At 70.2% G+C, this 26532-nt stretch carries 24 protein-coding genes and 2 pseudogenes; 11 read left to right on the top strand and 15 right to left on the bottom strand.

Annotation, left to right across the window (positions count from 1 at the left end; translation table 11 throughout):
• The first annotated feature begins 34 nt into the window (after positions 1–34).
• Positions 35–562, top strand: coding sequence for a hypothetical protein (locus tag OG219_RS16205; RefSeq protein ID WP_266827150.1), 528 nt, complete (start codon positions 35–37; stop codon positions 560–562).
• A 75-nt stretch (positions 563–637) separates the two neighbouring features.
• Positions 638–1084, top strand: coding sequence for a VOC family protein (locus OG219_RS16200; RefSeq protein ID WP_266827148.1), 447 nt, complete (start codon positions 638–640; stop codon positions 1082–1084).
• Here the strand turns inward: OG219_RS16200 and OG219_RS16195 are convergent.
• Together OG219_RS16195 and OG219_RS16190 are read right to left on the bottom strand one after the other, a co-directional pair.
• Entirely contained in the window at positions 1081–3018 is a 1938-nt protein-coding gene (locus OG219_RS16195) for a glycogen debranching N-terminal domain-containing protein (RefSeq protein WP_266827146.1), read from the bottom strand. The genes OG219_RS16200 and OG219_RS16195 overlap by 4 nt on opposite strands.
• Positions 3015–4490, bottom strand: a complete 1476-nt coding sequence (locus OG219_RS16190; RefSeq protein WP_266836109.1) for a hypothetical protein — start codon at positions 4488–4490, stop codon at positions 3015–3017. The genes OG219_RS16195 and OG219_RS16190 overlap by 4 nt, the downstream gene beginning before the upstream one ends.
• A 284-nt stretch (positions 4491–4774) precedes the next feature.
• On the opposite strand from OG219_RS16190, the gene OG219_RS16185 reads away from it, so the two are divergent.
• Both OG219_RS16185 and ppdK read left to right on the top strand, forming a co-directional pair.
• Positions 4775–6061, top strand: coding sequence for an ROK family transcriptional regulator (locus OG219_RS16185; protein WP_266827144.1), 1287 nt, complete (start codon positions 4775–4777; stop codon positions 6059–6061).
• Positions 6062–6516: 455 nt separating this feature from the next.
• Entirely contained in the window at positions 6517–9258 is a 2742-nt protein-coding gene (ppdK, locus tag OG219_RS16180) for a pyruvate, phosphate dikinase (protein ID WP_266827142.1), read from the top strand.
• Between the two features lie 168 nt (positions 9259–9426).
• Here the strand turns inward: ppdK and OG219_RS16175 are convergent, their stop codons facing one another.
• The 3 genes from OG219_RS16175 to OG219_RS16165 all read right to left on the bottom strand — a co-directional run bounded on the left by OG219_RS16175 (position 9427) and on the right by OG219_RS16165 (position 10865).
• On the bottom strand, positions 9427–9828 hold the full coding sequence (locus OG219_RS16175; protein ID WP_266827140.1) for a hypothetical protein: 402 nt from the start codon (positions 9826–9828) through the stop codon (positions 9427–9429).
• Between the two features lie 83 nt (positions 9829–9911).
• Positions 9912–10457 (bottom strand): GNAT family N-acetyltransferase, encoded by a 546-nt coding sequence (locus OG219_RS16170; RefSeq protein ID WP_266827138.1) that lies wholly within the window; start codon positions 10455–10457, stop codon positions 9912–9914.
• A gap of 3 nt (positions 10458–10460) precedes the next feature.
• Positions 10461–10865, bottom strand: coding sequence for a hypothetical protein (locus tag OG219_RS16165; protein ID WP_266827136.1), 405 nt, complete (start codon positions 10863–10865; stop codon positions 10461–10463).
• An 89-nt stretch (positions 10866–10954) separates the two neighbouring features.
• Between OG219_RS16165 and OG219_RS16160 the strand changes: the two genes are divergently transcribed.
• Together OG219_RS16160 and OG219_RS16155 are read left to right on the top strand one after the other, a co-directional pair.
• The gene (locus OG219_RS16160; RefSeq protein ID WP_266827135.1) at positions 10955–11389 is read left to right on the top strand and encodes an NUDIX domain-containing protein; all 435 of its coding nucleotides are present in this window, start codon (positions 10955–10957) and stop codon (positions 11387–11389) included.
• Between the two features lie 82 nt (positions 11390–11471).
• Positions 11472–11900: a hypothetical protein gene (locus OG219_RS16155; protein ID WP_266827133.1), complete on the top strand. Its 429-nt coding sequence runs from the start codon at positions 11472–11474 to the stop codon at positions 11898–11900.
• Positions 11901–11917: 17 nt separating this feature from the next.
• Here the strand turns inward: OG219_RS16155 and OG219_RS16150 are convergent, their stop codons facing one another.
• The 5 genes from OG219_RS16150 to OG219_RS16130 all read right to left on the bottom strand — a co-directional run bounded on the left by OG219_RS16150 (position 11918) and on the right by OG219_RS16130 (position 16025).
• Positions 11918–12496 carry a 1,4-alpha-glucan branching protein gene (locus OG219_RS16150; RefSeq protein ID WP_266827131.1) on the bottom strand — a complete coding sequence of 193 codons (579 nt, stop codon included), beginning with the start codon at positions 12494–12496 and terminating at the stop codon, positions 11918–11920.
• A 55-nt stretch (positions 12497–12551) separates the two neighbouring features.
• On the bottom strand, positions 12552–13154 hold the full coding sequence (locus OG219_RS16145) for a hypothetical protein (RefSeq protein WP_266827129.1): 603 nt from the start codon (positions 13152–13154) through the stop codon (positions 12552–12554).
• On the bottom strand, positions 13151–13612 hold the full coding sequence (locus OG219_RS16140; RefSeq protein WP_266827127.1) for a hypothetical protein: 462 nt from the start codon (positions 13610–13612) through the stop codon (positions 13151–13153). Before OG219_RS16140 ends, OG219_RS16145 begins: the two co-directional genes overlap by 4 nt.
• Positions 13613–13782: 170 nt before the next feature.
• Positions 13783–14736, bottom strand: a complete 954-nt coding sequence (locus tag OG219_RS16135; protein WP_266827125.1) for an SMP-30/gluconolactonase/LRE family protein — start codon at positions 14734–14736, stop codon at positions 13783–13785.
• A 128-nt stretch (positions 14737–14864) separates the two neighbouring features.
• Positions 14865–16025: an alkaline phosphatase PhoX gene (locus OG219_RS16130; protein WP_266827123.1), complete on the bottom strand. Its 1161-nt coding sequence runs from the start codon at positions 16023–16025 to the stop codon at positions 14865–14867.
• A gap of 211 nt (positions 16026–16236) precedes the next feature.
• Here OG219_RS16130 and OG219_RS16125 point away from each other — a divergent pair, with 211 nt between their 5' ends.
• The 4 genes and pseudogenes from OG219_RS16125 to OG219_RS48260 all read left to right on the top strand — a co-directional run.
• Positions 16237–17169, top strand: a complete 933-nt coding sequence (locus OG219_RS16125) for an oxidoreductase (protein WP_266827121.1) — start codon at positions 16237–16239, stop codon at positions 17167–17169.
• 95 nt (positions 17170–17264) lie between these two features.
• The gene (locus tag OG219_RS16120; protein ID WP_266827119.1) at positions 17265–18818 is read left to right on the top strand and encodes a DUF4157 domain-containing protein; all 1554 of its coding nucleotides are present in this window, start codon (positions 17265–17267) and stop codon (positions 18816–18818) included.
• Positions 18815–19405, top strand: coding sequence for a hypothetical protein (locus tag OG219_RS16115; RefSeq protein WP_266827117.1), 591 nt, complete (start codon positions 18815–18817; stop codon positions 19403–19405). Before OG219_RS16120 ends, OG219_RS16115 begins: the two co-directional genes overlap by 4 nt.
• Positions 19402–19998 (top strand): annotated as a pseudogene (locus OG219_RS48260) (prolipoprotein diacylglyceryl transferase family protein); the annotation flags it as partial. The gene OG219_RS16115 and the pseudogene OG219_RS48260, both read left to right, overlap by 4 nt.
• A gap of 38 nt (positions 19999–20036) precedes the next feature.
• Here OG219_RS48260 and OG219_RS16110 read toward each other — a convergent pair.
• The 4 genes and pseudogenes from OG219_RS16110 to OG219_RS16095 form a co-directional block, all read right to left on the bottom strand.
• Positions 20037–20141, bottom strand: a pseudogene (locus tag OG219_RS16110) (short-chain dehydrogenase); the annotation flags it as partial.
• Between the two features lie 38 nt (positions 20142–20179).
• The gene (gene nirD / locus OG219_RS16105; RefSeq protein ID WP_266827115.1) at positions 20180–20530 is read right to left on the bottom strand and encodes a nitrite reductase small subunit NirD; all 351 of its coding nucleotides are present in this window, start codon (positions 20528–20530) and stop codon (positions 20180–20182) included.
• Complete coding sequence (gene nirB / locus OG219_RS16100; RefSeq protein WP_266827113.1) at positions 20527–23151, bottom strand: nitrite reductase large subunit NirB; 2625 nt, start codon at positions 23149–23151, stop codon at positions 20527–20529. The genes nirD and nirB overlap by 4 nt, the downstream gene beginning before the upstream one ends.
• Positions 23151–24398 (bottom strand): NAD(P)/FAD-dependent oxidoreductase, encoded by a 1248-nt coding sequence (locus OG219_RS16095; protein WP_266827111.1) that lies wholly within the window; start codon positions 24396–24398, stop codon positions 23151–23153. The genes nirB and OG219_RS16095 overlap by 1 nt, the downstream gene beginning before the upstream one ends.
• Before the next feature lie 229 nt (positions 24399–24627).
• On the opposite strand from OG219_RS16095, the gene OG219_RS16090 reads away from it, so the two are divergent.
• Positions 24628–25410: a sulfite exporter TauE/SafE family protein gene (locus OG219_RS16090; RefSeq protein ID WP_266827109.1), complete on the top strand. Its 783-nt coding sequence runs from the start codon at positions 24628–24630 to the stop codon at positions 25408–25410.
• A gap of 13 nt (positions 25411–25423) precedes the next feature.
• On the opposite strand, the gene OG219_RS16085 is transcribed toward OG219_RS16090, so the two are convergent.
• Complete coding sequence (locus OG219_RS16085; protein ID WP_266827108.1) at positions 25424–26506, bottom strand: S1C family serine protease; 1083 nt, start codon at positions 26504–26506, stop codon at positions 25424–25426.
• Between the last annotated feature and the right edge of the window lie 26 nt (positions 26507–26532).

Here is a 26532-nt window from a genome sequence, read left to right as displayed (position 1 = left end):
GACAGGAGGAATCCGGCTCGCCGACACTGGGCGGGTGGCGGACAGCGTGGTGTGGGTCGGGGTGTTCACCGGTGCGACCGCGGTGCTCGCCAGCTGGGTGACCACCCTGGGGAACGCCCGGGCGGCGAAGGTCCAGGCGGAGGCGTCGGCACAGGTCCAGCGTCGCGACCGGGTCCGGGAGACCCGGCGGGCGGCTTACCTGGAACTGATGGAACAGGCGCACATCACGGGCGAGCTGTTCTGGAGAGTCGGTGACGCGTACGCCCAACTCGACGACCCTGACGATCGTTTGACGCGTATTCAGGGGCTCCGGGTCGAACTGCGCGACGCCTTCGACCCCCTCATGCGCTGTGTCAGGGTCATCGTCCTGGAGGGTCCCGCTCCCGCCGCCGAGGAGGCCAAGGGCGTTCAGCAGACTGCGGCGGAGGCCTGTCGCGCTCTGTGGCGGGTCACGGAAGGCGACCCGGGCGCCCATGGACGTTTCGACGAAAACCATAGGGCGTTCCGCCACAGGCTGGAGGAGTTCATCGAGGCGGCTCGCACCGCCATGATCGCCTCGTAGCGGCGCGACAGGGAATCGTCCGGTCGACGCGCCAGTTGACGAGTGATCAGCACTCGCGATCCCCAAGGAGCTGACATGCCCGACGCCCACGAAGTGTCGAAGCCCGACGAGCCCGCCGTCAGTGAACTCCGCCTGGTCGTCACCGCAGCCGACTACGACGCGGCGCTGCACTTCTACCGCGACGTCCTCGGTCTGACCGAGCGGGGAGCGTTCTCGTCCCCCGGCGGGCGGGTCACCATCCTCGACGCAGGCCGGGCCACCCTGGAACTGACCGACCCGAACCACGCCGCGTTCATCGACGACGTCGAGGTCGGGCGGCGGGTGGCCGGCCATATGCGGGTCGCCTTCCAGGTCGGCGACTCCGCCGCCACCACGGCGAAGCTCGCCGCGGCCGGGGCCCAGGTGATCGCGGAGCCGACGCGCACCCCCTGGAACTCCCTGAACTCCCGGCTGGAGGCACCGGGAGCCCTTCAGCTGACCCTCTTCACCGAGCTCGGTGAGCCGACCGAGCTCGACGACTAGGCGCCCCCCACCGCCGTCAGCAGCGCCAGCGGAGCCGCCGCCGACCTCGACTCCCGTACGCACGCGTGCGGGTAGGGCACCGGCTCCGAGTGGGTGTCGCGGCCGTAGCCCGCGAGGACCTCGGGGAGGCGGTGGCCCGCTGCGGTGGCCGCGTCGACGAGGGCGTGGGCGACGGTGCGGGCCTCGTCGTGCAGGCCGTACCTCGCCAGCCCCAGGGTGATCAGGGCGTTGTCGTGGGGCCAGACCGAGCCGCGGTGGTAGGAGAGCGGGTGGTACGCCGCCTGGCCGGAGGCGAGGGTGCGGACGCCCCAGCCGGAGAAGAAGTCGGGTTCGAGGAGACGTCGGCCGACCAGCTTGCCGTACTCCTTGTCGAGCAGACCCGACCACAGGAGGTGGCCCGCGTCGGAGGCGAGCGCGTCGACATGCTGGCCGTCGCCGTCCAACGCCAGTGCGGGGAAGGAGTGTTCGGGCATCCAGAAGTCCCGCTGGAAGCGGTCACGGAGGTCACCGGCGGCCTGTTCGAGGAGGGCCGCGTAGACCTCGTCGCCCCAGACCGTGCGCGACAGGTGGGCGGTGCGGCGCAGCGCGTCGTACGCGTATCCCTGCGCGCCCGCCGCCATCACCGGGCCGGAGGGGCGGCTGCCGTCGGCCGAGCAGATGGCGCCCGGGGAGTCCTTCCAGTTCTGGTTGGCGAGGCCGCCGCCGTCCGCGCGGTAGACGAGATAGCCGCGCGAGGTCAGCCCGCCGTGGTCCAGCATCCAGCCGATCGCCGCACGGGCGTTGGCCTCCAGGCGGCGGGCCAGACCCACATCACCGGTCTGCTCGGTGTACGCGCCGAGCAGCACCAGGAACAGCGGTGTCGCGTCCACCGAACCGTAGTAACGCCCGTACGGCACCTGCCCGAAGTGCGCCAGCTCGCCGTGCCGCACCTCGTGCACGATCTTGCCGGGCTGGCACACCGCCTCCGTACCCACCTCGGTCGCCTGCGTCGTGGCGAGCGCGGGCAGCGTGGCGGCGGCGAGCTGGGGGCGGTAGGGGAGCGCGAAGAGGGAGGTCAGGAGCGCGTCGCGGCCGAGGAGGGTAAGGAACCACGGGACTCCGGCCGCGGGGACGCGGAGTTCCTCGCCGTCCGGGCCCCGGGCCGGGACCTGGAGCGCCGCCAGGTCGGACAGGCCCCGCGAGCAGGCGGCGGCCAGCTCGGGCCAGCCGGTAGGGAAGGGCACGCCCTCGGTGAACTCCCCTTCAAGGGCGAGGAGTCGCTCGTTCGCGGCGGCGGGGGAGAGCGGTACGTCCGGCTCGTGCGCGGCGCCGTGCGGACGTGCCGCGACCCGCAGCGACAGCTCCGCGCTGCCGTGCGGTTCGAGATCGAGGGTCCATACGAGGCGACGGGCGCCCGTGCCCGTCTCCTCCACGCCGTCCGGGGCGGGCTCGGAGGTGACCGTCGTACAGGACCGCCATTCACCGCGCTGGTAGCCGAACTCCACACCGTCGTCGAGGACTTGGCGGGAGCGGACCACGCCCGTCTTGGCGTAGGTGCGGTAGTCGGAGCGCAGTTCGAACTGGTCCGTGAAGTCGGCGTCCGCGGTGACCGCGATGCGGACCGTCGTGGGCGCCGGGCGGTTGCTGGTGACGCGCATCGCTTCCACGAACGCGCCCTCGGCGACGGCCTGTTCACGGAAGACCGTGTAGGCGGGCGGCTCGTTGCGGCCGCCGCGCGGGACGAGTACACAGCGTGCCGTGTCGCCGTCCGCGACCGGCGTGAGTGCCTCGGGCACCGCGCCGTCGAGGGTCAGCTGCCAGCGGCTCAAGTGCCGTGCGTCGCGCACGAACAATCCGTCCGGGGAGCTGCCGCCCCGCACGCCGCTGATGTCCCCGCCGTCGCTCACGGCGGCGAACGTCCCACCGTGCACGAGCAGATGATGCCGGTCCGTCATCCCCGGTCCCCTCCCTTGGCGCCCGTCTCGAATGCGTAGGCGAGCGCGTTCCCGAACGTGCTCGCGCGGTGTGCCTTGTCGAACGTGTCGTGGCCCGGGTGGGACGCGAACTGGTCCGCCCCCTCGGGCGCGTGCAGCAGGTCGAGCGTCAGCGCGGCCGTCCAGCTGAAGCCGAGTGCGCCACAGGCCTCGCCGGTGTACGGATCCACGTACTCCGCGAAGGCGGACTCGCCGGCCGTGTCGAGCAGCGCGGCCCGCAGCCCGTCCGCGCGCACCTGCTCGCCGTGCAGCCGCAGCCCGCGCTCCAGCAGCCAGTTGGTGTTGAACCAGGCAGGGCCGCGCCAGTAGCGGTGCGGATCGAACGCGTCCCCGGTCAGGTCGTAGCTCGGCACGAGCCGCGTGGCGTCACCGAGCCCGAAGTGCGGACCGCTCGCGGTGCGTACGAGGGTGGCTGCGATGTCGCTCGGCAGCGTGGGCAGGAGGAGCGGGATCAGTCCGGCGACACTGCGCTCGGGGATGAGTTCCCCCGCACCCCTGCCCCGCTCGGCTCCCCGGCCATCGGGACGGGCGTACACGTCCCGGTCATCGGGACGCGCGTACACGTCCCGGCAGAAGAACATGCCCTCCGCCGGATCCCACAGCCGGTCCACCAGGGCCGCCGTCAGGCGCTCCGCGCGGGCGTGCCGGGCGGTCCCGGTCGCCCCCAGCTCCTGTGCGATGTGGGCGAGTGCGTGCTCGGAGGCGATCAGCAGCGCGTTGAACGCCGGGTCCTCGACCGCGAACTCGCCCGCCCCGTCCGCGTACCCGCCGTCCCGGTAGTCCGTCGCCAGCCGCACGTACCGCCCGTAGTCCAGATCCGTCGGCCGGTCCTCGGCGGCTCCGTGGTCGAGGTCGGCGCGGCGGAAGGAGCGGGCGGGGGCCGGGGTGATCCGGCTCAGCGGGGCGTCCCAGCAGGGGCTGTTGTCCATGCCCTGCTCCCAGGGGTGGACGACGGAGGCGAGGCCGCCGCCGCCCAGGTCCCGGCGGTGCAGGAGATAGCGGTGCCAGGCGGCCAGGCGGGGGTAGACGCGGGGGAGGAAGGCGCGGGCCCGCGAGAGGCCGGGGTCGGCCTGGTGCACCAGCCATGCGGCGAGCGCGTGCACCGGTGGCTGCACGATGCCCGACGTCTGTACGTTGCGCGGGGCGCCCGCGGCATGCCCCGCGGTCGAGGAGCGCCAGAAGTCGGGGCTCGGGAAGTACGCGTCGAGCGGCACGGAGGGGTTGAAGACGATGTGCGGGACACGGCCGTCGCCCCACTGCGCGCCGAGCAGCGTCTCCAGCTCCGTCTGCGCCCGTAGGGGGGACAGGTGGCGCAGCCCGATCGCGATGAATGCGGAGTCCCAGGACCACTGGTGCGGGTACAGGCCGCGCGAGGGCACGGTGGACGTTCCCGTCCAGTTGTCGTTCAGTACCCGGGCAGCCCTGAGGTGCAGCGACCCCGCCGACTGCGCGGGATCGTATACAAGTGGTCCGGTATGGGTGACCTCACCCGGACCGGGTGGCGAGGATGGGCCGGAGGCGCGCACGGGTGTGCCTGAGGTGCGCAGGGAGGTGGTGATTCCCGTGCGCAAGGCGGTGAGCTGGGTTGTGCTGTCCACTCAGGTCTCCCGGAAGACATCCTGCCGACCAGTTCGGCTGTAGCTACCGTAGGGTTACGTCTATTTAACACGCAAAACTCAATATGTAATGCAGAGTTGAGGAACGCAAGAGGGTGGGCATGACAGGAAGGGTGGACAGGACCGTGCGCGCAGGGAACCAGGCAAGCTCCGGAGAGCTGCTCGAACTGGTGCGCAGCGGCCGGGCCACGACACGCGGCGCGCTGCAGCAGGCCACCGGTCTGTCCCGGGCCACCGTCGGCCAGCGCCTCGACCGGCTGTTCCGCGCGGGCTGGCTGCGCGAGGGCGCCGGCGGCCCCGTGGACTCACCGCTGGGCGGGCGCCCCTCCATCACCCTCGAATTCGACGACGCCCACGCCGTCGTCCTCGCCGCCGACCTCGACACCCGGCACGGCCGGGCCGCCGTCCTCACCCTGACCGGCGAGATCCTGGCCGAGAAGTCGGGCCTCCTGGTCGTCGACGAGGGCCCGGACGCGGTCCTCGGCGAACTCGGCCGCTGGTTCGCCGACCTGCTGGTGAAGGCAGCGAAGCCCGCCGACGCCGTGTGCGGCATCGGGCTCGCGGTTCCCGGGCCGGTCGACAGCGACACCGGCCGGGTCGTACAGCCGCCGATCATGCCGGGCTGGGACGGCTATGACATAAGGGGGCGCTTGAGCCGCGCGTTCGCGGAGCATGCGGGTGCGGGTGCGGGTGCGGGTGCGGGTGCCGGTGCCGGTGCCGGTGCGGGCACCGTTAGTACCAGGTCAGGCGTCCCCGTCCCCGTACTGGTCGACAACGACGCCAACCTCATGGCGTACGGCGAGCAGCGCACCGGCTACCCGGACTGTTCGGCGTTCGCCCTGGTCAAGGTCTCCACCGGTATTGGCGCGGGCATGGTCGTCGGGGGCACCATCTACCGGGGGATCGACGGCGGCGCCGGCGACATCGGGCACATCCGGGTCGGCGCCGACGCGCTGTGCCGGTGCGGTTCGTACGGCTGTCTGGCGGCCGTCGCCAGTGGTGGCGCGGTGGCGCGGCGGCTCGCCGAGTCCGGGGTGGCGGCGGCCTCCGGCTCGGATGTGCGGGACCTGCTGACGTCCGGGCATCCGGAGGCGATGGCCCTCGCGCGGGAAGCGGGGCGCCAGGTCGGGGACGTACTGGCGACCGTGGTGACGCTGCTCAACCCGGGCGTTCTGATGATCGCCGGGGATTTGGCCGGAACTCCCTTCCTGACCGGCGTACGGGAGCTGCTGTACCAGCGGGCGCTGCCCCGCTCCACCGCTCATCTGGACGTGGTGACCTCGCGACTCGGCGAGCGGGCCGGGCTGATCGGGGCCGGGGCGCTGGTCGTGGAGTACTTGTACGCGCCGGAGCGGGTCGAGGAGCGGCTGGCGGCGCTGGGGGTGTGACCGGCGGGTGACCGCCCGGGTGACCCGTACCGGCTCGGGGAGTTGTGTGACATCCGTGTGACGTGTCCACATCGCGGTCCGGATGGTGAAATCCGGCCCTCCTTCGGGCGTGATTCTCGCCACGCCTGATAAGGGGTAGGCTCAGATGAGCGGATCTTGAGCGGCTGCACTTCTCCAAGGAGTGGCACTCAGTGCCACTCCTTGATCGTTCAGCGGCTGAACTCAGGCGAGTTGTGAGCCGCTCAGATGAGTGAATAACCCGGTCTACGGGCGTTGATTCGTTCAAGAAGTGAAAACATCGCCACCCCATCGCTTGCCAAGCTTTGACTTTCGATCTGGTGGCGGACGAGTGGTTACAGGCGCATGACGCGCAAGTGGACGTACCCAGACGCCTTCGATCTGGGTATGTTCCCCGTCGTCAGGGCAGCCACCGCGACGTCGAGGAGTCGAGACTCGTGTCGGAAAACAAAGATCCCCACGTAGCTGAGAGCGCGGTTGAGGGAGTGAAGTTCGTTTATGACTTCACCGAGGGCAACAAAGACCTCAAGGACCTCCTCGGCGGCAAGGGTGCGAACCTCGCCGAGATGACCAACCTGGGCCTTCCCGTCCCTCCGGGCTTCACGATCTCCACCGAGGCGTGCAAGACCTACCTCGACAGCGGCGAGGAGCCGGCGGCACTGCGTGACGAGGTGAGTGCACACCTCGACGCGCTGGAGCTGCGGATGGGCAAGAAGCTCGGGCAGGCCGATAACCCCCTGCTCGTATCCGTCCGTTCCGGGGCGAAGTTCTCCATGCCGGGCATGATGGACACCGTTCTGAACATCGGGCTCTCCGACAGGTCGGTGCAGGGCCTCGCCAAGCAGGCCGGTGACGACCGCTTCGCGTGGGACTCGTACCGCCGTCTCATCCAGATGTTCGGCAAGACGGTCCTCGGTGTCGACGGCGAGCTCTTCGAGGACGCGCTGGAGGCGGCGAAGGCGGCCAAGAAGGTCACCGTCGACACGGACCTCGAAGCGGCCGACCTGAAGAAGCTGGTCACGAAGTTCAAGAAGATCGTCAAGACCGAGGCCGGGCGGGACTTCCCGCAGGAGCCGCGCGAGCAGATGGACCTCGCCATCCACGCGGTCTTCGACTCCTGGAACACCGACCGCGCCAAGCTCTACCGCCGCCAGGAGCGCATCCCGGGCGACCTCGGCACGGCGGTCAACATCTGCTCGATGGTCTTCGGCAACCTCGGCCCCGACTCGGGTACGGGCGTCGCGTTCACCCGCGACCCGGCCTCCGGCCACCAGGGCGTGTACGGCGACTACCTCCAGAACGCGCAGGGCGAGGACGTCGTCGCGGGCATCCGCAACACGGTCCCGCTCGCCGAGCTGGAGCAGATCGACAAGAAGTCGTACGACCAGCTCATGCAGATCATGAAGACCCTGGAGAACCACTACAAGGATCTCTGCGACATCGAGTTCACCATCGAGCGCGGGCAGCTGTGGATGCTCCAGACCCGCGTCGGCAAGCGCACGGCGGGCGCGGCCTTCCGTATCGCCACGCAGCTCGTCGACCAGGGCCTGATCGACGAGGCCGAGGCGCTGCAGCGGGTGACGGGCGCCCAGTTGGCCCAGCTGATGTTCCCCCGCTTCGACGACGAGGCGAAGGTCGACCAGATCGGCCGGGGCATCGCGGCGTCGCCGGGTGCGGCGGTCGGCAAGGCGGTCTTCGACTCGTACACCGCGATCAAGTGGTCGCGTTCGGGCGAGAAGGTCATCCTGATCCGCCGCGAGACGAACCCGGACGACCTCGACGGCATGATCGCCGCCGAGGGCATCCTGACCAGCCGTGGCGGCAAGACCTCCCACGCGGCCGTGGTCGCGCGAGGCATGGGCAAGACGTGCGTGTGCGGCGCCGAGGAGCTCGAAGTCGACACCAAGCGGCGGCGGTTGACCGCGCCGGGCGGGATCGTCATCGAGGAGGGCGACGTCGTCTCCATCGACGGCTCCACCGGCAAGGTGTACGTCGGTGAGGTCCCGGTCGTACCCTCGCCCGTCGTCGAGTACTTCGAGGGCCGGATGCACGCGGGTGCCGACGACGCCGACGAACTGGTCGCCGCCGTGCACCGGATCATGGCGTACGCGGACCGCGTCCGTCGCCTGCGCGTCCGCGCCAACGCCGACAACGCCGAGGACGCCCTCCGCGCCCGGCGCTTCGGCGCCCAGGGCATCGGCCTGTGCCGCACCGAGCACATGTTCCTCGGCGACCGCCGCGAGCTCGTGGAACGGCTGATCCTGGCCGACACGGACGCCGAGCGCGAGGAGTCGCTCAAGGAGCTCCTGCCGCTCCAGAAGCAGGACTTCATCGAGCTGTTCGAGGCGATGGACGGGCTGCCCGTGACCATCCGCCTCCTCGATCCCCCGCTGCACGAGTTCCTGCCGGACATCACCGAGCTGTCGGTCCGGGTGGCCCTCGCGGAGTCCCGCAAGGACTCCAACGAGAACGACCTGCGCCTCCTCCAGGCCGTCCACCGCCTGCACGAGCAGAACCCGATGCTGGGCCTGCGCGGCGTACGTCTCGGCCTGGTCATCCCCGGCCTGTTCACCATGCAGGTACGGGCGATCGCCGAGGCCGCCGCCGAGCGCAAGAACGCCAAGGCCGACCCCCGCGCCGAGATCATGATCCCGCTCGTCGGCACCGTGCAGGAGCTGGAGATCGTCCGGGACGAGGCCGACGAGGTCATCGCCGAGGTCCAGGCCACGACGGGCACCGAACTCAAGCTCGCCATCGGCACGATGATCGAACTTCCGCGTGCGGCTCTGACGGCCGGACAGATCGCCGAGGCCGCGGAGTTCTTCTCCTTCGGCACGAACGACCTCACGCAAACCGTCTGGGGCTTCTCCCGCGACGACGTCGAGGCCTCCTTCTTCACCGCCTACCTGGAGAAGGGCATCTTCGGCGTCTCCCCCTTCGAGACCATCGACCGCGACGGCGTAGGCAAACTCGTACGCGACGCCGCCATCGCCGGCCGCGAAACCCGCCCCGACCTCAAACTCGGCGTCTGCGGCGAACACGGCGGCGACCCGGAGTCGGTCCACTTCTTCCACGAGGTGGGGCTGGATTACGTGTCCTGCTCGCCGTTCCGGATCCCGGTGGCACGACTTGAGGCGGGGCGCGCGGCGTCGTCTTCGGCGGGGAGTGACCACCGCTGACCGTCTGAACCTCCGGGACTGCTGTCGGTCACCTCGACCCTCACCGACGCGGCGGTGGTTCCGGTGCACCGAGAGGGGCGGCACCCTGTGCGGGGGTGCCGCCCTTCGTGCATGATCCGCGGCCGCAGGAAGGAAGCAGCGCTGATCTGTGAAAACAGTTGGCGCAGGTCAGCGGCGCCGCAGCTCAGTCGAAACCAGGGCTGCGACGAGTACTTCGAACGCGGCCACGTTTTGGGGCGACCGGATGCCGAGTCGGCGGGCCGCATCCTTGGCCGCCAACGGGCGCTCCGCGGGAATCCTCGGCGGCTTCCCGTCGAGGACCCCCGCGGCCACGAGCATGTCCACGTGGGGCACGTCGACTGCGACCGCCAGGGCCTTCAGCGAATCGGTCTGCGGTATGAGTTGCCCGGCCAGCATTCGGCCGACGTCGGCCTGCGATATCCCGGTAGCCTGCGCGAGCTCCTTCTTCCCCGCGGCTTGCGAGCCGGCGATGTCGTACTTGGCTGCTCGGGCTGCGGCGGCCACGTACTGCCCGAAGGTACGCGCCGTCGGTTTCTGGGTCTTCGCCACGCTGGGGTCCTCTCATTCGACGAGGTGCCGACCCGGTGTCAGCCGGGGTGCCACAAGGGTGTCAGCGGAGCTCCGTGGGAGTGTCAGGGGCGCAGGCGTAGATTCATCGAGTCATAGAGCGGCGCGTCCGCGAAGGGCTGTACCTCGCCGAACCATGCGTAGCCCCATGTCTCGTACAGGCCACGGACCTTCGGGTGATCACGTTCGACGAGGAGCGTCACCCGTTCCTCGGGTCGGCCGCGCAGCAGCTCGTCGTGAATCTTCCTCGCGGCCCCGGTGCCCCGGAATTTGTCGACGACCATGAGTTCGGACAGGGCGAACGTGCGGGCGCCGGTCTCGACGGTCGCACCGTCGGGAACTGGGGTGAGCAGTCCGTTCCACCAGCGGGTGTCGGCCGGCAGCAGCGTGCAGCCGTAGGCATAGCCGATCGGGGTGCCGTCGAGGTAGCCGACGACCGCTGCGAAGCCGGGCACCTCGGTGTTCCAGCCGAGCCGTTCGTCGAACCGTTCGATGCCGTGGAAGTCCTCGCTGAGCCGGTCCGCGTAGATCTCCGCGTACACATCGAGAAGTTCGTGCCGGACGTCATCAAGGCCTGTGGCGTCCCTGCGTTCCAGCTGCAGCCCGTCCATGCTTCACGCTCCTGGGGTCTGGCGTGTCTGCTCAAAGAAGTCGGCCGCCGCCGGCACATGGGCGAAGCGCCGTAACTCCCGCCGTAGGTCGCCGAGTTTCCCCTGAACCCGTTCGCTCTGCACCCGTCCTGCGATCGCGCACGCCTGCCTGGCCTCGGTGACTGCCTGCTCGATGTCGCCGCTGTCGAGAAGTGCCTGCGCTCGCTGCGCCGTGTAGTACACCCGGTTGCGTTCGAAGCGTGGCTCCAGCATGTCCAGGGCGGCGCCGGTGAGTTGCTGCGCCCGCTCGTCGCGGCCGAGGGAGGTGTTCGGCGGGAGTGCGGTCGCCGGTGCGCGCGTGTCCGACGGCCTGACGGCAGTGCAACAGTGCCACCAGTCCCGGTGCGAGACAGGCGCAGCGCTACGCAAGGCCGTGAGGGAGGCCCAGCGATGACCGAGAACGGGATGATCTGCTGGCGTTGCAGCCTGGCACGCCCAGCCCGTTACCCTCAGCCCGCATGGGAGAGCACAGCAGCAGCCCGGTCACTGACGCCTCCGTGGTCGTCGCCGTCGACAACGAGGGCCTGGTAGGCGTCCTCAGCGCCGACTTCCCCCGTCACGGTGGCGAGTACCTGTTCCTGCCCGGTGGACGGAGGGAACCCGGGGAAAGCCCCGAAGAGTGCGCGCGCCGTGAGCTCGCCGAAGAGGCGGGTGTCACCGCGCAGACGTGGCGTGCACTCGGCTCGTACGCCATCACCCTCGGCTCCACCAGTCGCGTCCATCTCTACGAGGCCCGCGACCTCACCCTGGGCCGCCAATCCCTGACCCCGTCCGAAGCCGACTTCAAGTTGTCCTGGTGGCCCCTCGCCGATGCCATCAGCGCTGCCGCCGACGGCCGGTTCCTGCTTCCTGCCGGGCCTCTGGCTCTCATGCTCGTGGAGCGCTTGCCCTGACTTTCTCCCGGAGGGGCGGCATCCTGCGTGGGGCGGCGCTGACGCTCGTCCGTACACTCTGCCGGACCCAGGGGAAGCGAACATGACCATGCGAACAAGGCTGCTGCTCGCCCTCCTTGCCTGTGCACTCCTGCTGAGCGGCTGCAGCCAACCGTCCGCACCCGGAGCCGCCGACGACGGAGTGAGTCTCACCGTCAGCGGCGGCTTCGCCGGGGTCCGGCACGGCATCGGGGTCGGCCCCGGCGAAGAGGTTTACCTCACCGACCGCAAGGGCGGCCGCGAGCAGACGGATGCCCTGACACCGGCCGAGAAGAAGAAGCTCAACTCCCTGCTCGACGCGGTGGACTTCGGCGAGCTGCCGTCGCGCAGTGTCGACGAGAACGCCCGGGACCGCTTCGAGTACCGCCTGCAGCACGACGGCCACACCCTGGTCACCGACGGCAGTACGGACCTGGGCCCGGTCAGCGACCTCATCGCCCATCTTGAGAGCTGCATGCAGGCGCGGCGCTGAGCTGAGCCTGTTCCTTTTTATCGCGGCGCGATGACCGCGAATACTCCCCGTGCAGCCGTTCCGTTCGGCCAAGTCCACCCCGCGACGAGGTGTTTGGACGACTGCTGTGAGGCCTCCTCCGGCCGCAGGACGCGGTTGACCTCGATGGCCAGTCCGTCGGCGGGGCCAGTTCCGTGCACGGTGACGGTCGGGTCCGGGGCGTCGCTCTCGCTCTGCTGCTGCGGAATCGTCTCACCGCGCAGGAGGGCGCCCAACTGGGCCGTCACCACCGGGTCTTGGACGCCGTCGTAGATCCACCGGGTGCCGAGCACACCGTGCTCGGAGGTGCCGATCAACGCCTCGGCGGGGACGTTCTCCGGCGCCGCGTCGCGGTAGCTCATCGGCACCAGGTACGCCACCGGCGCCTGCCCGGTCGCGTCCACCACGACCATGAACTCGATCCCGACCGCGCCCTCCGGATCGTCCAGACGGAACCCGCCGGCCTTGACCAGTTCCGGCGTTGCCGCGTCGCCCACGTACCAACTCTGCTTCGGCAGCCAGCCGGTGAGCAGCTCCAGCTTGGTGGGCGTCATGGTGGTGCGGTGGATCGTGGCCATGCGGGGTTTCCTCACGCGTAGGTTCTGGTCCCGTCCCTCGACGGTGTGATCGAACCTAACCGACAGTTCGGGATCGGGTTCGAGTGAGGTGGAGGCCCACCGCTCCCAGGGCGAGAAGGAACAGGCCGAGCGAAGCGGTGAGGAGGAGGGTGGGCGCTCCGGTGCTGGGGAGTTCGCCGACCGGGTCGGTGGGGGGCGGGCTGGGCGGGCCGAGGGTGCCGGCCGGCTCGGCGGTCGGCGGCCTCTCCGTCGGGTCTGCCGAAGGGGTGCCCTGCGTGGAGCCCCCGCTGTCCGACCCGCCCGGGCCTCCTCCACCGACGGTCCCTCCGTCACCGCCCACAGTCTGCGCCGTACTGGTGATCGGCCCGCCGCCGATGTCGCGGTCGGAGCCCGTCTGGAACGCCGCGAACGTGGAACCGCCCAGGACGACCGCGGCCGCGACCGCCGCCAGCGCCAGAGCGAGCGGGAGCCGACGCGTGGCGCGGACCCTCGGGCGGGGCGCCGGACGCGGCGCGCGGGGTACGCCGAGCAGGGAGACGAGGTAGCGGCGCCAGAGGGGGGATTCCTCGGTCGGCCGGTATCGCACGTACGGTCGGCCCGCGCGCCCCCGCCCCACCAGCGAGTCCCAGTACCGGCGCCGGAACGGGGTCCGGCTCACTCCGCGGGTACCTCGCCGGGTGTCGGCGCGACCCCCAGGACGCCCGGTGCCGGCGCGACCCCCAGCACGAGACCCTCACCGATCGTCGGTGGCCGCTGCGTGGCGGACTCGGCCGGCCGCGGCTCCTGGAGCGCTTCCTGCACCTGCCGGGTGGCGCCCAGCTGTTGGAGCAGCGCGGGCGCCGACGCACCGACCGCGATGGCGGCCATCATGCCGATGACCTGGGAGTGGAACAGCCCGCCCGCGATCCCGCCGAGGGCCAGCCGGGTCAGGGCGACCAACGAGTCGGCGGGCAGGTCGACATGCTCGCGCAGTGACGGCAGGCGTTTCCTTCGCCTCGACCTCGCCCTGGCCTCGTGGCGCGCCGTCCGCCACTCCGAGACCCGCCCGTAGAAGACGATCGCCTCGATGAGGCAGCCTCCGATAGCCCCGCACACAATCGCTGTCGGCCAGTCCACGATTCCCCCGTCGGCCCGAAACCCCGGCCCGAAATCCGAGGAATCAGCGTCCCAGAAGAGGCACCGGCGCGAGAGAGTACGGCGCCCGTGCGGGCGCACATCAGACCCCGTCTCCTCCTCGCTGCGTACGCCCCCGTACAGCATCCTGCGGAGGGCGCCCCTCGTGTACGTCAGAGAGCGACGGCGACGGCGTTGAACGGCGTCTCCGGCGTCGTGGGGAGCCCCAACTGGGCATTGGCGAGGTAGAGGAGGCCGCCGAAGTGGGCCGCAGTGGTGGGGATGTCGAAGCGGGGGTCGGTGATCGTGCGGGTCAGGGTGGCGGTGGTGATCGCGGGGTCGAGGTCGAGGACGCTGACCTGGTTGAGGCGGTTCTGTACGACGTACAGGGTGTGGCCGATTCGGACGAGGCCGTCGCCGTTGGTGACGGCGGTCGTGCCGCTCAGCGTGATCGCGGCGGCCTCGCCGGTCTGCACCGGCACGCGGTAGAGCTTGCCGCCGTTGATGACGATCAGGGCCTTGCCGTCGGGGGTGCCGACGAGGCCGTTGGCGCTGATTCCCGTGGCCGACTGCACCCAGTCGCCGCCGATCGGCAGCTCACGGACGTCTCCCGTTCCGCCGCGCGGCACCCCGTAGAGGACGGCGCCGTAGGAGTCGGTGAACCAGGCGCGGTCGCCGAGCAGAGCGACGTCGTTGATGAAGTGGCCCGTCGGGTCGGTGAGTTGGTAGGTGGCGACGAGGTTGCCGGTACGGGAGTCGACGATTCGGGCGGCGCCTCCGGTGGATCCGGAGGAGAGGTACAGCAGGCCGTCCTGGTCGTCCACCTTCAGCCCGTTGGTGATCGTGCCGGTCGCGCCCGCGTAGAGGATGGTGCCTTCGCCGGTGCGCAGGTCGGCGCGGTAGACGGCGCCGTTGGCGCGGGAGCCGAAGTAGGCGTACGGCTTGGCTCCGATGGCGATTCCCTCGGGGAGGAAGCCGTTCGGGAGCGGAATCTCGGTCGGCCAGGAGGACGTGGCGGACTTGGCGGACGCGGCACTCGCCGTTCCGGCGCCGGTCGCGAGCGCCAGCGTGGCGACGGCGGCACCGCCGAGAAAGGCACGCCGGGAGGCGGGGTGGTTGCGGGGCATGGCTCAAGGCCTCCGTGGGGAGTGGGGGTGGGACGACCTGGCGAGCACAGGAAACCAGTGGACTCTGAGAGCCGCATGAATCCCGGTGCGTGAGGTCGCCAGGTGGCCCACCCCTCTCCCCACAACTGTTACGCCCGGAACGGCCCCGTCACCTCGTAAGTGATCCCGCCCGACGAACTCCCGTTGGTACCCCGCTGGCTGGAGAAGTACAGCCGCCTGCCGTCGGGTGAGAAGGCCGGGCCCGTGATCTCCGAGGCCGACTGGCCGCCGATGCGCAGGAACGGGGCGATCACATCGGTGGGAGTGATCACGCAGATCTCCATGTTGCCGCCGTCCTCGGCGACGAAGAGGTCACCGGAGGCGGTGCCGGTGATGTTGTCGACGCCGGTCAGCGGGGCCGTGCCGGAGGTCACGAGGGAATCGTCGTACGCCAACTCGTATGTGCTGGAAGCAAGGTTGAGCTGCCAGACGCGGTTGTCGCCCTTGGTGGTGAACCAGACCGTGTTGTCGGCGTAGTGGCAGCCCTCCCCGCCGTTGAAGGACTTCGAACCGGAGACCTGGGTGCGGGTGGTCGTCGGCGAGCCGTCCGGGTCGGGGATGGTGGTCCAGGTGAAGGAGCCCGAGGTGGCCGTGGACGCGACCAGGACCTGGAGCGTGCCCGAGGACAGGTTGCCCCAGGTGGTCGGGACGAAGCGGTAGAAGCGGCCGTTGGTCTCGTCCTCGGTCAGGTAGATCACCTGGCGTACCGGGTCGGCGGCGGCCGCCTCGTGCTTGAAGCGGCCGAGCGCGGGCCGCTGCACCGCCGCGTTCACGCCCCACGGGTCGGTCTCGTAGACGTAGCCGAGGGACACCTCCTCGCAGGACAGCCAGGTGTTCCACGGAGTCTTGCCGCCCGCGCAGTTCTGCCGGGTGTTGGAGAGGACGCGGTACGCGGCGGTGACCGTGCCGGTCGAGGAGAACTTCACCGCGCTCGCTCCGCCGGAGGGGTTGATCTCCGAGTTGGAGACGTAGATCCAGCCCGTGCCGTCGGCGTAGCAGGCGCCGCCGTCGGGGGCGCTGTGCCAGGTGTACGAGGTGCCGGGCACTGTCTGCCCGGACCGGGCGATCACCCGGCTGGTGAACCCGGCAGGCAGCTGGATGCCGTTGGCGTCGGCGGTGCCCAGTGCCCCGTAGGGGCCGGTGCCGGGCTGGGCGGGTGCGGCGTAGGCGGCGCCGCGCCACAGGGTTCCGCCCAGGACGGCGGACGAACCACCGAGGACGGCTGCACGCAGAAGGGTACGACGTTCCACTCTCGCTCCAGAGGGCCGTGACCGCCCCGCCGCCGGGGTCGACGGCGGGGTCGCGCGCTGACGGATCCTAGACGCGCAGAGTTGACGGGTCATGGACAATTCGCGACGGATGGGCGGACGGCTGGGTGGGGGCCGGTCAGGCCGAAGGGGCCGCCTCGCGGCATACGCTGGTGTTCCCGGAACACCGGGCACACCCGGAGGGAGCTCAGCCATGACGGGCTGGAACGCGAGCGACATCCCCGACCAGAGCGGCCGCACCGCCGTCGTCACCGGTGCCAACAGCGGCATCGGCTACGTCACCGCACGCGAGCTGGCCCGCAAGGGCGCCCAGGTGGTCCTGGCCTGCCGCAGCGAGGCCCGCGGCAACGAGGCGGGCGACCGGCTCGTGTCCGAAGTGCCGGGCGCGCACGTCGAGTTCGTACGGCTGGATCTCGGGGACCTGGAATCCGTACGGGAGTTCGCGGCGACGTACGAGCGCGCGTACGACCGGCTCGACCTGCTCATCAACAACGCCGGTGTGATGGCGCTGCCCCACGGCCGTACGACGGACGGATTCGAGACGCAGTTCGGCGTCAACCACCTCGGGCACTTCGCGCTCACCGGGCTGCTCCTGCCCACCCTGCTCGGGACGCCCGGCGCCCGCGTCGTGACGCTCTCCAGCGGGGTCCACGCGCTCTCCAACATCGACATCACGGACCTCAACAGCGAGCGCCAGTACCGGCGTTGGGTCGCCTACGGCCGTTCCAAGACCGCCAACCTGCTCTTCACGCACGAGCTCGCCCGCCGCCTCGCCACCATCGGATCCGAGGTCGTCGCGGCCGCCGCGCACCCCGGGTACGCCACCACCAACCTCCAGACCGCCGGAGCCAGGATGGAGGGCCGCAAGGGCACCGAGCGGCTCATCGAGATCGGCAACCGGGTCTTCGGGCAGAGCGCCGAGGCCGGAGCGCTGCCCACGCTGTACGCCGCCACCGCGCCCGGCGTGCAGCCCGACTCCTTCACCGGGCCGTCCTTCGCGATGTGGCGCGGCTCGCCCGCGAAGTCCTGGCGGGCCGGCTGGACCCTCAACGACCTTGCGGGGGAGCGGCTTTGGGAGGCTTCGGAGGAGCTGACGGGGGTGACGTACGACGCGCTGAAGGTCTGACCCGGCCGCGGTGAGGCGACGGCCCGCTTCTGGTCATCGCTGCCAAGGGCCCGGGTGGTGACGCACGGGTGACGCGGTGTGCGGACTGTGGACGCATGCCTCAGCACGCCGATCGTGTTCCGCGCAGCAACATTCAGCAGCCCGAGACGGCGCTCCGGGGGCGAGAATCACTCTCGGCCCCGGGAACCGAGCCCCTGCCGGGCGAGGTGCGCCATCGGATGGAAGCCTGGTTCGGCGAGGACTTCAGCCGGATCCGGGTGAGCAGCGCACCGCAGTCCGCCGAAGGCGCGGGCGCCCGGGCGTTGACGCGGAATGACCGGTTGTGGTTCGCCGACGGTGAGTACCGGCCCGGCACGCGCGACGGCGATGCGCTCATCGCCCATGAACTCGCCCACCACGTGCAGCAGCGGGGATCCACGCACCAAGCGCATGGAGAACCGCCGGCCTACGAGCGGGAGGCGGACGCGGTGGCCGCCGGTCTGGCGGCTGGCACCGCAGTGCCTCGGTTGTCGCGCCGGGTAGGCAGGCGCGTACAGCGAAAACCACCGGATACCTTCGCTGTCGTACCGTCCATGGAAGAGAGCGACCGGACGCGCAACTGGCTGGACCCCGCGGACCGGGCGGTCAAGCCCGTGTGGACACCGGAACTCGGCTATGCCAAGAACCCCACGGCCAGGAAGCTGTCCACGCTGGTGGAGAACGGGCGAATCGCCGGCGGTTTCCAGAACGGCCAATTCACCTACGTCGTCGACACCGATGGCGAGGTCTGGGTAGCCAAGCGGCTCGGCGAACCGGGCGGACGGCCGGGGCGCGCAACGGGCATGCCGCACCCCACCCTCATCGGCGGGAAGAAACCGGAGGTGCTTGCCGCAGGCGAGTTGGAGGTCAGAGGCGGACGCGTCTACAAGATCGACAATCAGTCCGGCCACTTCCAGCCGGGACGCGCGACTCTGAGCCGGGCGTCCAAGGCGTTCTTCAAGCTTCCCACCTCGGTGTTCCATCCGGAATTCCGAATGGAATCAGTGCACTTCGATGCCGCCGGGGCTCGCACGACCCGCGCGTTCCGCTCGCTGAACATGCTCAGGCTGCGGCTGGGTGACTTCCGCCGGGCGCTGAGAATGCTCAACCCGCAGGCCGTCAGGGGCCGTATGCGAAGCGCCCGATTCCGCGCGGGGGCGCGCACTGCGGCCGGGATCGTGGCGATGCTGCTCATCGAGTACATCGCCTCACGGATCAAGGGGTCCCTTGAAGACCAGGTGATACAACAACAGATGGAAAAGCTGGCGCCGCAGATCGAAGCGAAACTCGCCGCGCAGGGCGATCAACTGGATGCGCTGCTGGCCGAGGACTCCGACGCGGAGGTCTGTCTCAATGTCCGGTTCGACATCATCACCGTGCAAACGCGGACGTACGACCAGGGCGGCGTGACCCCGGCAGACATGCTGCCTGTGATCCAGCTGACCGATACCGGATTCAGTCGCGTCCCCTGGGACCAGACGCCCGTCCATTCCACTCACCCGAGCTGCGGATCGACGTCCCATGTCACCAGCTTGGCATTCAGCGAACGGTTCATGCCGAAAGACCTCTTCACCGACATCGACGCCGCCCGTAGCCCGGCCGACGGCGGACAGCAGGGAGTCGCCCCGTGACCGGGGAGGCGGCTGTGCGGCGCGCGCTGCGAGACAGGCGTTCGGACGAGCCGACCCGACTGTGGCTGTCCAGGCTCCTGAACACGTTGTCCCGTGTTCCTTCGCCGTCCCTCGTCGACGATCTCGCCGACACGCTCCGTGGCGGGCTGGGTGACGAGCACCGGCATCTCGAGGACGACCCCGACGCGCATCTCGCGTTCTGGCGGGATGTGAGCGCCCGATACCCCGAGGTGCCGCGACTGCGGGCGCTCTATGCTGACACGCTGCTGCTCACCGGGCACAAGGAAGCCGCGCTGGATGAGTTCCTGGCAGCTTTCGCCGCCGACCCGCGACTGTTGTACGCATTCAGTGGCGAGCTGCGCGATTTTTTCGAGAGTCGCGGCGGCCGGGCCTGGGCGCTGTACCGAGTGGTCGTCATCAAGGCGGCCGAACTCGACGATCCGCAGACGCACAGCGGCTACATCAATGAGCAGCGCGAGGAGCTGATGGCCGTTGTGCGCGCGAACCCGGACTACGCGGCGGCGGTACTGGCCGTGTTGCGCTCGCCGTCCGGTAGTCCAGGAACGGAACGGGATGCGGAGTCATGACGCGAGGCGGAATGGTGGCACGGGCCAACACGCTGTTCGACGCGACCACGGGGGTAACTGTCCGCGTCGGCGGCAGCCGCTTCGGTTCCTGGACGACATGTGTAGTCCTCGGGGGCCTCACCGGTGAGACCGTGTGGACCGTTGCCGGTGTGACAACGGGGCTCCCGACCCTGCTGCTGCTCGGTCTGCCGGCAACATGGGCGGTGGCCTTTGCCCGCGTGTGGCGACGGCAGCGACGCGCAGCGGTGGCACGTTTTGGGCTGCGCACGCAGGCCGCCGTGGGTGCGGCCTGCGCGGTCGCCCTCGCTGCGCTGACCGGGGCCGGAGTGGCCGCGGTCCTCGATGTTTGGGCCTTGTCCTGTGCCGCCGGTCTCGCCGTGATCCGACTGGGGTGCCATCGCGGTGGCTGCTGCGTGGGGCGCCCATCGCGCGTCGGGCCGCGCTACGGGCCGACGGGCGAGGACGTCCGGCGCTTCCCCGTGCAACTGATGGAAGCTTCGTGCTGCCTGGTCATGGTGGCCGTCGGGGGCATCTGCATGTCCCTCGGTCCGCCCGGCACGATCTGCGCGGCCATGGTCGCCGGGTATTTGGCGGTTCGCCTCTGCCTGCCACGCGAAACGGATACTCCCAGGGACCCGCCGCTGTCGACCACCAGGTCCGTGCGGACGACGGAGGCCGCGTCGTCGGACGCCAAGTACAGGACAGCGGCGGCGACTTCGTCGGTGGCGGAGATCCGGTCCGCGCGGGAGCGTGGCCCTCGCGCGCCCGGAAATCTCAGGCCGCGCGCACCTCGTACACCGCCACCGACACCTCCGGATCGTCCAGGCACCGCCCCGACTCCAGGTCGAACCGCTGCTTCAGGAGGGGTGAGGCCACGAAGGTGTGGCCCTGGTGGGTGCCGAGGAGGCCGCGGGAGAGGACGGCCGCGCCGGTGAACGGGTCGCGGTTGTCGATGGCGTACGTGCGGCCCGCGCGGTCGCGGAACAGTGCCACCTGGCGGCCGTCGGGGAGGAGGGCGGCGACTCCGCGGCCGGGCATCAGCTGGGTCAGGTCGCAGACCGTGAACCAGCTGGCGTCCAGGAGGAGTTGGACCTTGAGAGTGGTCGTCTCGGGCGCGAGGGTCATCGCTGGGCGCTTCCTTCCAGGGGGCGGGTGCCGATGGTCAGCAGCGGCAGGTCGGGCTTGATCTGGTCGCGCTCGGGGACGAAGCCGACGACCGGGTCGGGGGTGTCCGGGGCGTTCACGAAGGACACGAACCTGGCCAGCTTCTCGGGGTCGTTGATGGTCTCGGCCCACTCGTCGCGGTAGCCCGCCACATGCGCGGACATCAGCGACTCCAGCTCCTCGCAGATGCCGAGCGAGTCCTCCACCACCACGTCGCGTACGTGGTCCAGGCCGCCCGGGATCCGCTCCAGCCAGGTGGAGGTGCGCTCCAGCCGGTCCGCCGTACGGATGTAGAACATCAGGAACCGGTCGATGAGACGGATGAGTTCGGCGTCGGAGAGGTCCTGGGCGAGGAGGTCGGCGTGGCGCGGGGTCGCGCCGCCGTTGCCGCCGACGTACAGGTTCCAGCCGCCGGCGGTGGCGATGATGCCGAAGTCCTTGGACTGGGCCTCGGCGCACTCACGGGCGCACCCGGAGACGGCCGACTTGAGCTTGTGCGGGGACCGGAGCCCCCGGTAGCGCAGCTCCAGGTCAATGGCCATACGGACGGAGTCCTGGACGCCGTAGCGGCACCAGGTCTGGCCCACGCAGGACTTCACCGTGCGCAGCGCCTTCCCGTACGCGTGCCCCGACTCGAAGCCCGCGTCCACCAACCTCGACCAGATCAGCGGGAGTTGCTCCACCCGCGCGCCGAACATGTCGATCCGCTGACCGCCGGTGATCTTGGTGTAGAGCCCGAAGTCCCGTGCCACTTCCCCGATCACGATCAGCTTCTCCGGGGTGATCTCGCCGCCGGGGATGCGCGGCACGATCGAATAGGAGCCGTTCTTCTGGAGGTTGGCGAGGAAGTGGTCGTTGGTGTCCTGCAGCGCGGCCTGCTCGCCTTCCAGGACATAGCCGTCGGCGCCGATCGTCGGGGCGAGGGAGGCGATGATGGAGCCGACGGCGGGCTTGCAGATCTCGCAGCCGTCGCCGCCCCGGGCGCCCTCGCGGCCGTAGCGGTCAAGGAGCACCTGGTGCGAGGTGATGCGGAGCGAGAGGACGATCTCGTACAGCTGCTCGCGGGTCTGCCCGAAGCAGCCGCACAGGCCGTGGTCGACCTCGACGCCGCTCGCTTCGAGTTCGTCGTTGACGAGCTGGCCGAGCACCTTCACGCAACTGCCGCAGCCCGTACCGGCCTTGGTGCACTTCTTGACCTCGGGCACGGTGGTGCAGGAGTGCTCGGTGACCGCGCCGCGGATCGTGCCCTTGGTGACGTTGTGGCAGGAGCAGATGACGGCGGAGTCGGGGAGCGCGGAGGGGCCGAGGGCGACCGGGGCGCCGGCGCCCGCCGGGAGGACCAGCTGCTCGGGGGCGATCGGCGGGACCGATCCGGTGAAGGCGCGCAGGGTGCCGTACGCGTCCGCGTCGCCGACCAGGATCCCGCCGAGCAGCTCGCCGCCGCGGCCGATGACCAGCTTCTTGTACGTGCCCGAGCGCGAGTCGGAGTAGACGACGTCGAGGCAGTCGGCGGTGGCACCGTGCGCGTCGCCGAAGGACGCCACGTCGACGCCGAGGAGCTTCAGCTTGGTGGAGAGGTCGGCGCCCGTGAAGCTCGCCTCGTCCGCGGCGATCGTGGCGGCGGCCGTCTCGGCCATCTCGTAACCCGGCGCGACCAGGCCGTACACCCGGCCGTCGGAGGCGAGCGCGCACTCGCCGATCGCGAACACCTGCGGGTCCGAGGTGCGGCACTGCTCGTCGACCGTGATGCCGCCGCGTTCGCCGACCGTGAGTCCGATGTCGCGGGCCAGCTGGTCGCGGGGGCGCACACCCGCCGAGAACACCACGAGATCCGTGGCGAGTTGGGAGCCGTCGGACAGCTTCATGCCGGACACGGCGCCGTCGTCACCGGTGACGATCTCCTGCGTACCGGTGCCCGTGTGCACGGACAGGCCCATGTCCTTGATGGTGCGCAGCAGCGCCGCGCCACCGCCGTCGTCGACCTGCACCGGCATCAGGCGCGGCGCGAACTCCACGATGTGCGTGGTCAGTCCGAGCCCCTTCAGCGCACCGGCCGCCTCAAGTCCGAGGAGCCCGCCGCCCACGACGGCACCCGTGGTGGCGCGTGCCTTCGCGTACTCCTCGATGGCGAGCAGGTCCTCGATCGTGCGGTAGACGAAGCAGCCCTCGGCGTCCTTGCCCGGGACGGGCGGGACGAACGGGTAGGAGCCGGTGGCCAGGACGAGCGTGTCGTACGCGACGACCAGGCCGGAGCGGGCCGTTACCGTCCGCGCCTGACGGTCGATCGTCTCGGCCGGGTCGCCGAGGTGCAGCTCGATGCCGTGCTCCGCGATGAACTCCGCGTCCGTGAGGGAGAGTTCGTCCGGCGTGCGGCCCGCGAAGTACGAGGTGAGCTGGACCCGGTCGTAGGCCGGGCGGGGCTCCTCGCACAGCACGACCACACGGTGCGTGGCGGTCAGGCCGCGCTCGGCGAGCGCCTCCAGGAAGCGCTGGCCGACCATGCCGTGGCCCACGAGCACGATCGTGTGCGCGGACCCAGTCCCGTCGGTGGCCTTCGCCGCCTTCGTCGTGTCCGTGTGCATCAGGAGCCTCCGTCGTTGGTGAGCAGGTGGAGCAGCGGTGCGCCGTCCGCGGGCAGCGGTTCGGCGTCCTCCCAGGCACGGGCGAGCGCGCCGACGGTGCCGAGTTCGCCGACGAGTACGCCGCCGACGACACGGTCGTCACGGACGACGACCTTGCGGTAGGTGCCGCGAGTGGCGTCGGCGAGCTGGACGACGTCGTCGCCCGGGCGGGGATCGGGTTCGCCGAACGCGGCGAGGTCGAGGAATTCGGGTCCGGCCAGCGTGAGCCGGGTGACCGCGCGCGTGCCGGTGTAGCGGACGCCCGCGTCACCGGCGATCAACTCCGCCAGTGCGTCGGCCTGTTCGAGCGCGGGTGTCGCAAGGCCGTACACCGTGCCCGAGTGCTGCGCGCAGTCCCCGATGGCCCGGATGTGCGGGTCGGACGTACGCAGTTCGTCGTCGACGAGGACGCCCTTGTGCACGGCGAGCCCCGCTTCCTGGGCCAGGCCCACGCGGGGGTGCACCCCGCAGGCGAGGACGACGAGGTCGGCGTCGAGGGCGTATCCGTCGGCCATCTCCACCGAGCGGACCGCGCCGCCGACGCAGCGCACATCGCGTACCCGGCACTCGGTGTGCACCTCGACGCCCAGGTCCGTGAGGTGCCGGCGGATCAGCCGGGACGCGGACGGGTCGAGCTGGCGCTCCATGAGCCGCTCGCCCTGCTGGGCCAGCACCACCTGGGCGCCGCGGGTGGCCAGCGCGCGGGCGGCCGAGACACCGAGGAGACCGCCGCCGATGACGACCGCGCGAGCGCCTCGCCGTACTGCCTTCGACAGGCTCAGGCAGTCGTCCAGAGTGCGGAACGCGTGCACGCCCTCGGGGAGTTCGCGCCGGCCGATCACGGCATCGGTCGAGAACAGGCCGCGCAGGGGCGGGAGTACGGGGTTCGAGCCGGTCGCGAGGACCAGCGTGTCGTATGCGATCGCCGAGCCGTCGGCGCACTCCAGGGTGCGCGCCGCCCGGTCGATGCCGGTGACCCGGGCGCGGGTCAGCCCGGCCGGCGCGGGGAGGGCGATCACCTCGGGGGCGTACCGCCCGGCGAGTACCTCGGCGAGCAGTACGCGGTTGTACGGGCGGTGCTCCTCCTCGCCGACGAGCGTGACGGAGACGGCGGGGTCGCCCGGGGCGCCGAGCTCACCGAGCCGCCGGGCGAGCCGTACGCCCGCGAGCCCGGCGCCGATCACCACCACACGCGTATTCGAGGTCATGACCGCAGCGTGCGGTGCCGGTGTTACCCGGCCGCATCACCGTTGTTTCCCGGGAGGAACGCTGCCCTCAGCGGGGGCGCGGTCCGGATGTGAGGATTCGGCGGACCCGCGGGCCGGACCTGGGATTACCAGGTCGTACGGGCGCCTCCCACCCGTCGAACCTCAGAAGACCCTCAAGGTTCACGAAATTCATGGACTGCGCATCTATCTCGTCCATAAGGTCGCGATCATGCCCGACATATCGCTGACCATGGTCGTCCTGCTCTGTACAGCCGCGCTCGCGGCGGGCTGGATCGACGCGGTGGTGGGAGGCGGCGGGCTGCTCCTGCTCCCGGCACTGCTGCTCGGCCTGCCGCCGGGTACCTCCGCCGCGTACGCGCTGGGTACGAACAAGGCGGTGGCGATCGTCGGGACGACGGGCGCGGCGGTGACGTACGCGCGCAAGGCGCCGGTGGACGTGGGCCTGGCCGTACGGATCGGGCTCGCGGCGCTCGCGGGTTCGACGGGGGGTGCGTTCGTCGCGGCGGGCTTGAGCACCGAGGTGCTCAAGCCGGTCGTCATGGTCGTCCTGCTGGGCGTCGGGGTCTTCGTGATCCTCAGGCCCGCCTTCGGCACGGCGCCCTCGACCGCTCCGGTCTCCCCGCGCCGGGTCCTCGCCGCGATCGGCCTCGCGGGCCTCGGCATCGGCTTCTACGACGGGCTCATCGGCCCCGGCACCGGTACGTTCCTGGTGCTCGCCCTCACCGCGCTCCTCCACCTCGACCTGGTGACCGCCTCCGCCACCGCCAAGATCGTCAACTGCTGCACCAACGCCGGCGCCCTGGCGACCTTCGCCTGGAAGGGCACGGTGCACTGGCAGCTGGCCGCGCTGATGGCCGTGTTCAACCTGGCGGGCGGGATGGTCGGGGCGCACACGGCGCTGAAGAAGGGGAGCGGGTTCGTGCGGGTGGTGCTGCTGACGGTGGTGTTCGCGTTGGTGGCGAATATGGGGTACCAGCAGTGGGTTGCGTAGAGCGGGTGGCGCTTCACTGCTTCAGCGTGATGTCGGTCTGCCAGTACTCGCCGAACTTGTACGGCGTGCCGTCGTCGAACTTCCCGCTCTCCGTGTAGACGCCGCCGAGGCTGACCTTCTCGCCCGGTGTGGAGGACTGAAGGATTTCGCACACCTGCGGAACGGTGTTGATCGCGGTGTCCTTGAGATCGGTGATGACATCACCGGCATAGAGGTTTGCCTCGCTGGCCGGAGAGTTGCTGTCCACACTTCTCACGAAGAGACCGTCAATTTTCGCGTTGAGGAGGCGCTCCTGGAATGCCTGGGCATCGGACTGGTCGTTCTCGGGGAAGTAGTAGGCGAAATCGGGGTCGGAGACCGAGAGTAGTCCCTGCCATCCGGGATTGTTCTGGCCCTTTCCCTCGGCGAGCCCCTGGAGATGGGGCTGGGCGTGGTTGCTGCTGATGGAGTAGTACTGGCCCTCGGTGCCCGAGAGGCTGAACGAGTTGATTCCGACGAGCTCCGCGTTGTCGTTGAGCAGTGGGCCTCCGGAATTGCCCGCGTTGAGCGTTGCCGAATGCTGGACGGTGGAGGGCAGATCGGGCGAGGAGACAAAGCCCGTCGCGGCGACGTCGGGCGACTGGACCACGCCGGTGGTGAGCACGGCCTTCTGCTGACTGGCGTCCCCTGCTGCCTCCGGATAGCCGATCGCCGTCACTTCGTCACCCTGCTTGAGTTCCCCGCTGTCGCCGAACTCGACCTGTTTCAGATCCTCTTGGGGTGTCGAGAGTTTGACGACCGCCAGGTCCTCGCAGGGATCGCTGGCCATCAGCCGGACCGGCACGGGCCCGCCGTCCGCGATGCGGACCTGAAGGGCGGTCTGGCCGGCCACCACGTGGGCATTGGTGAGGATGAGACCTTTTTCGGCGTCGTAGACGATCCCCGTACCACTCGAATCGTTGCCGAGAACCTGAACGGTCGCGGGCGCCACCCGCTCGAAGATCTCGTCCGGAGACATGTCGTCGGCTCTTGCCTCCGTGGCGGTTGTCGCCGTGATACCGCCACTCAAAGCGATGGCCGACGCGGCAGTGACGACCATTCTGGCAATCGGCCACATCAGGGCCTCCTAGCTCCCCGCCGAGG

Source organism: Streptomyces sp. NBC_00038 (assembly GCF_026343635.1).
In the GTDB taxonomy this organism is placed as follows: Bacteria; Actinomycetota; Actinomycetes; order Streptomycetales; family Streptomycetaceae; genus Streptomyces.
This window is presented reverse-complemented; position numbering and strand designations above follow the sequence as displayed.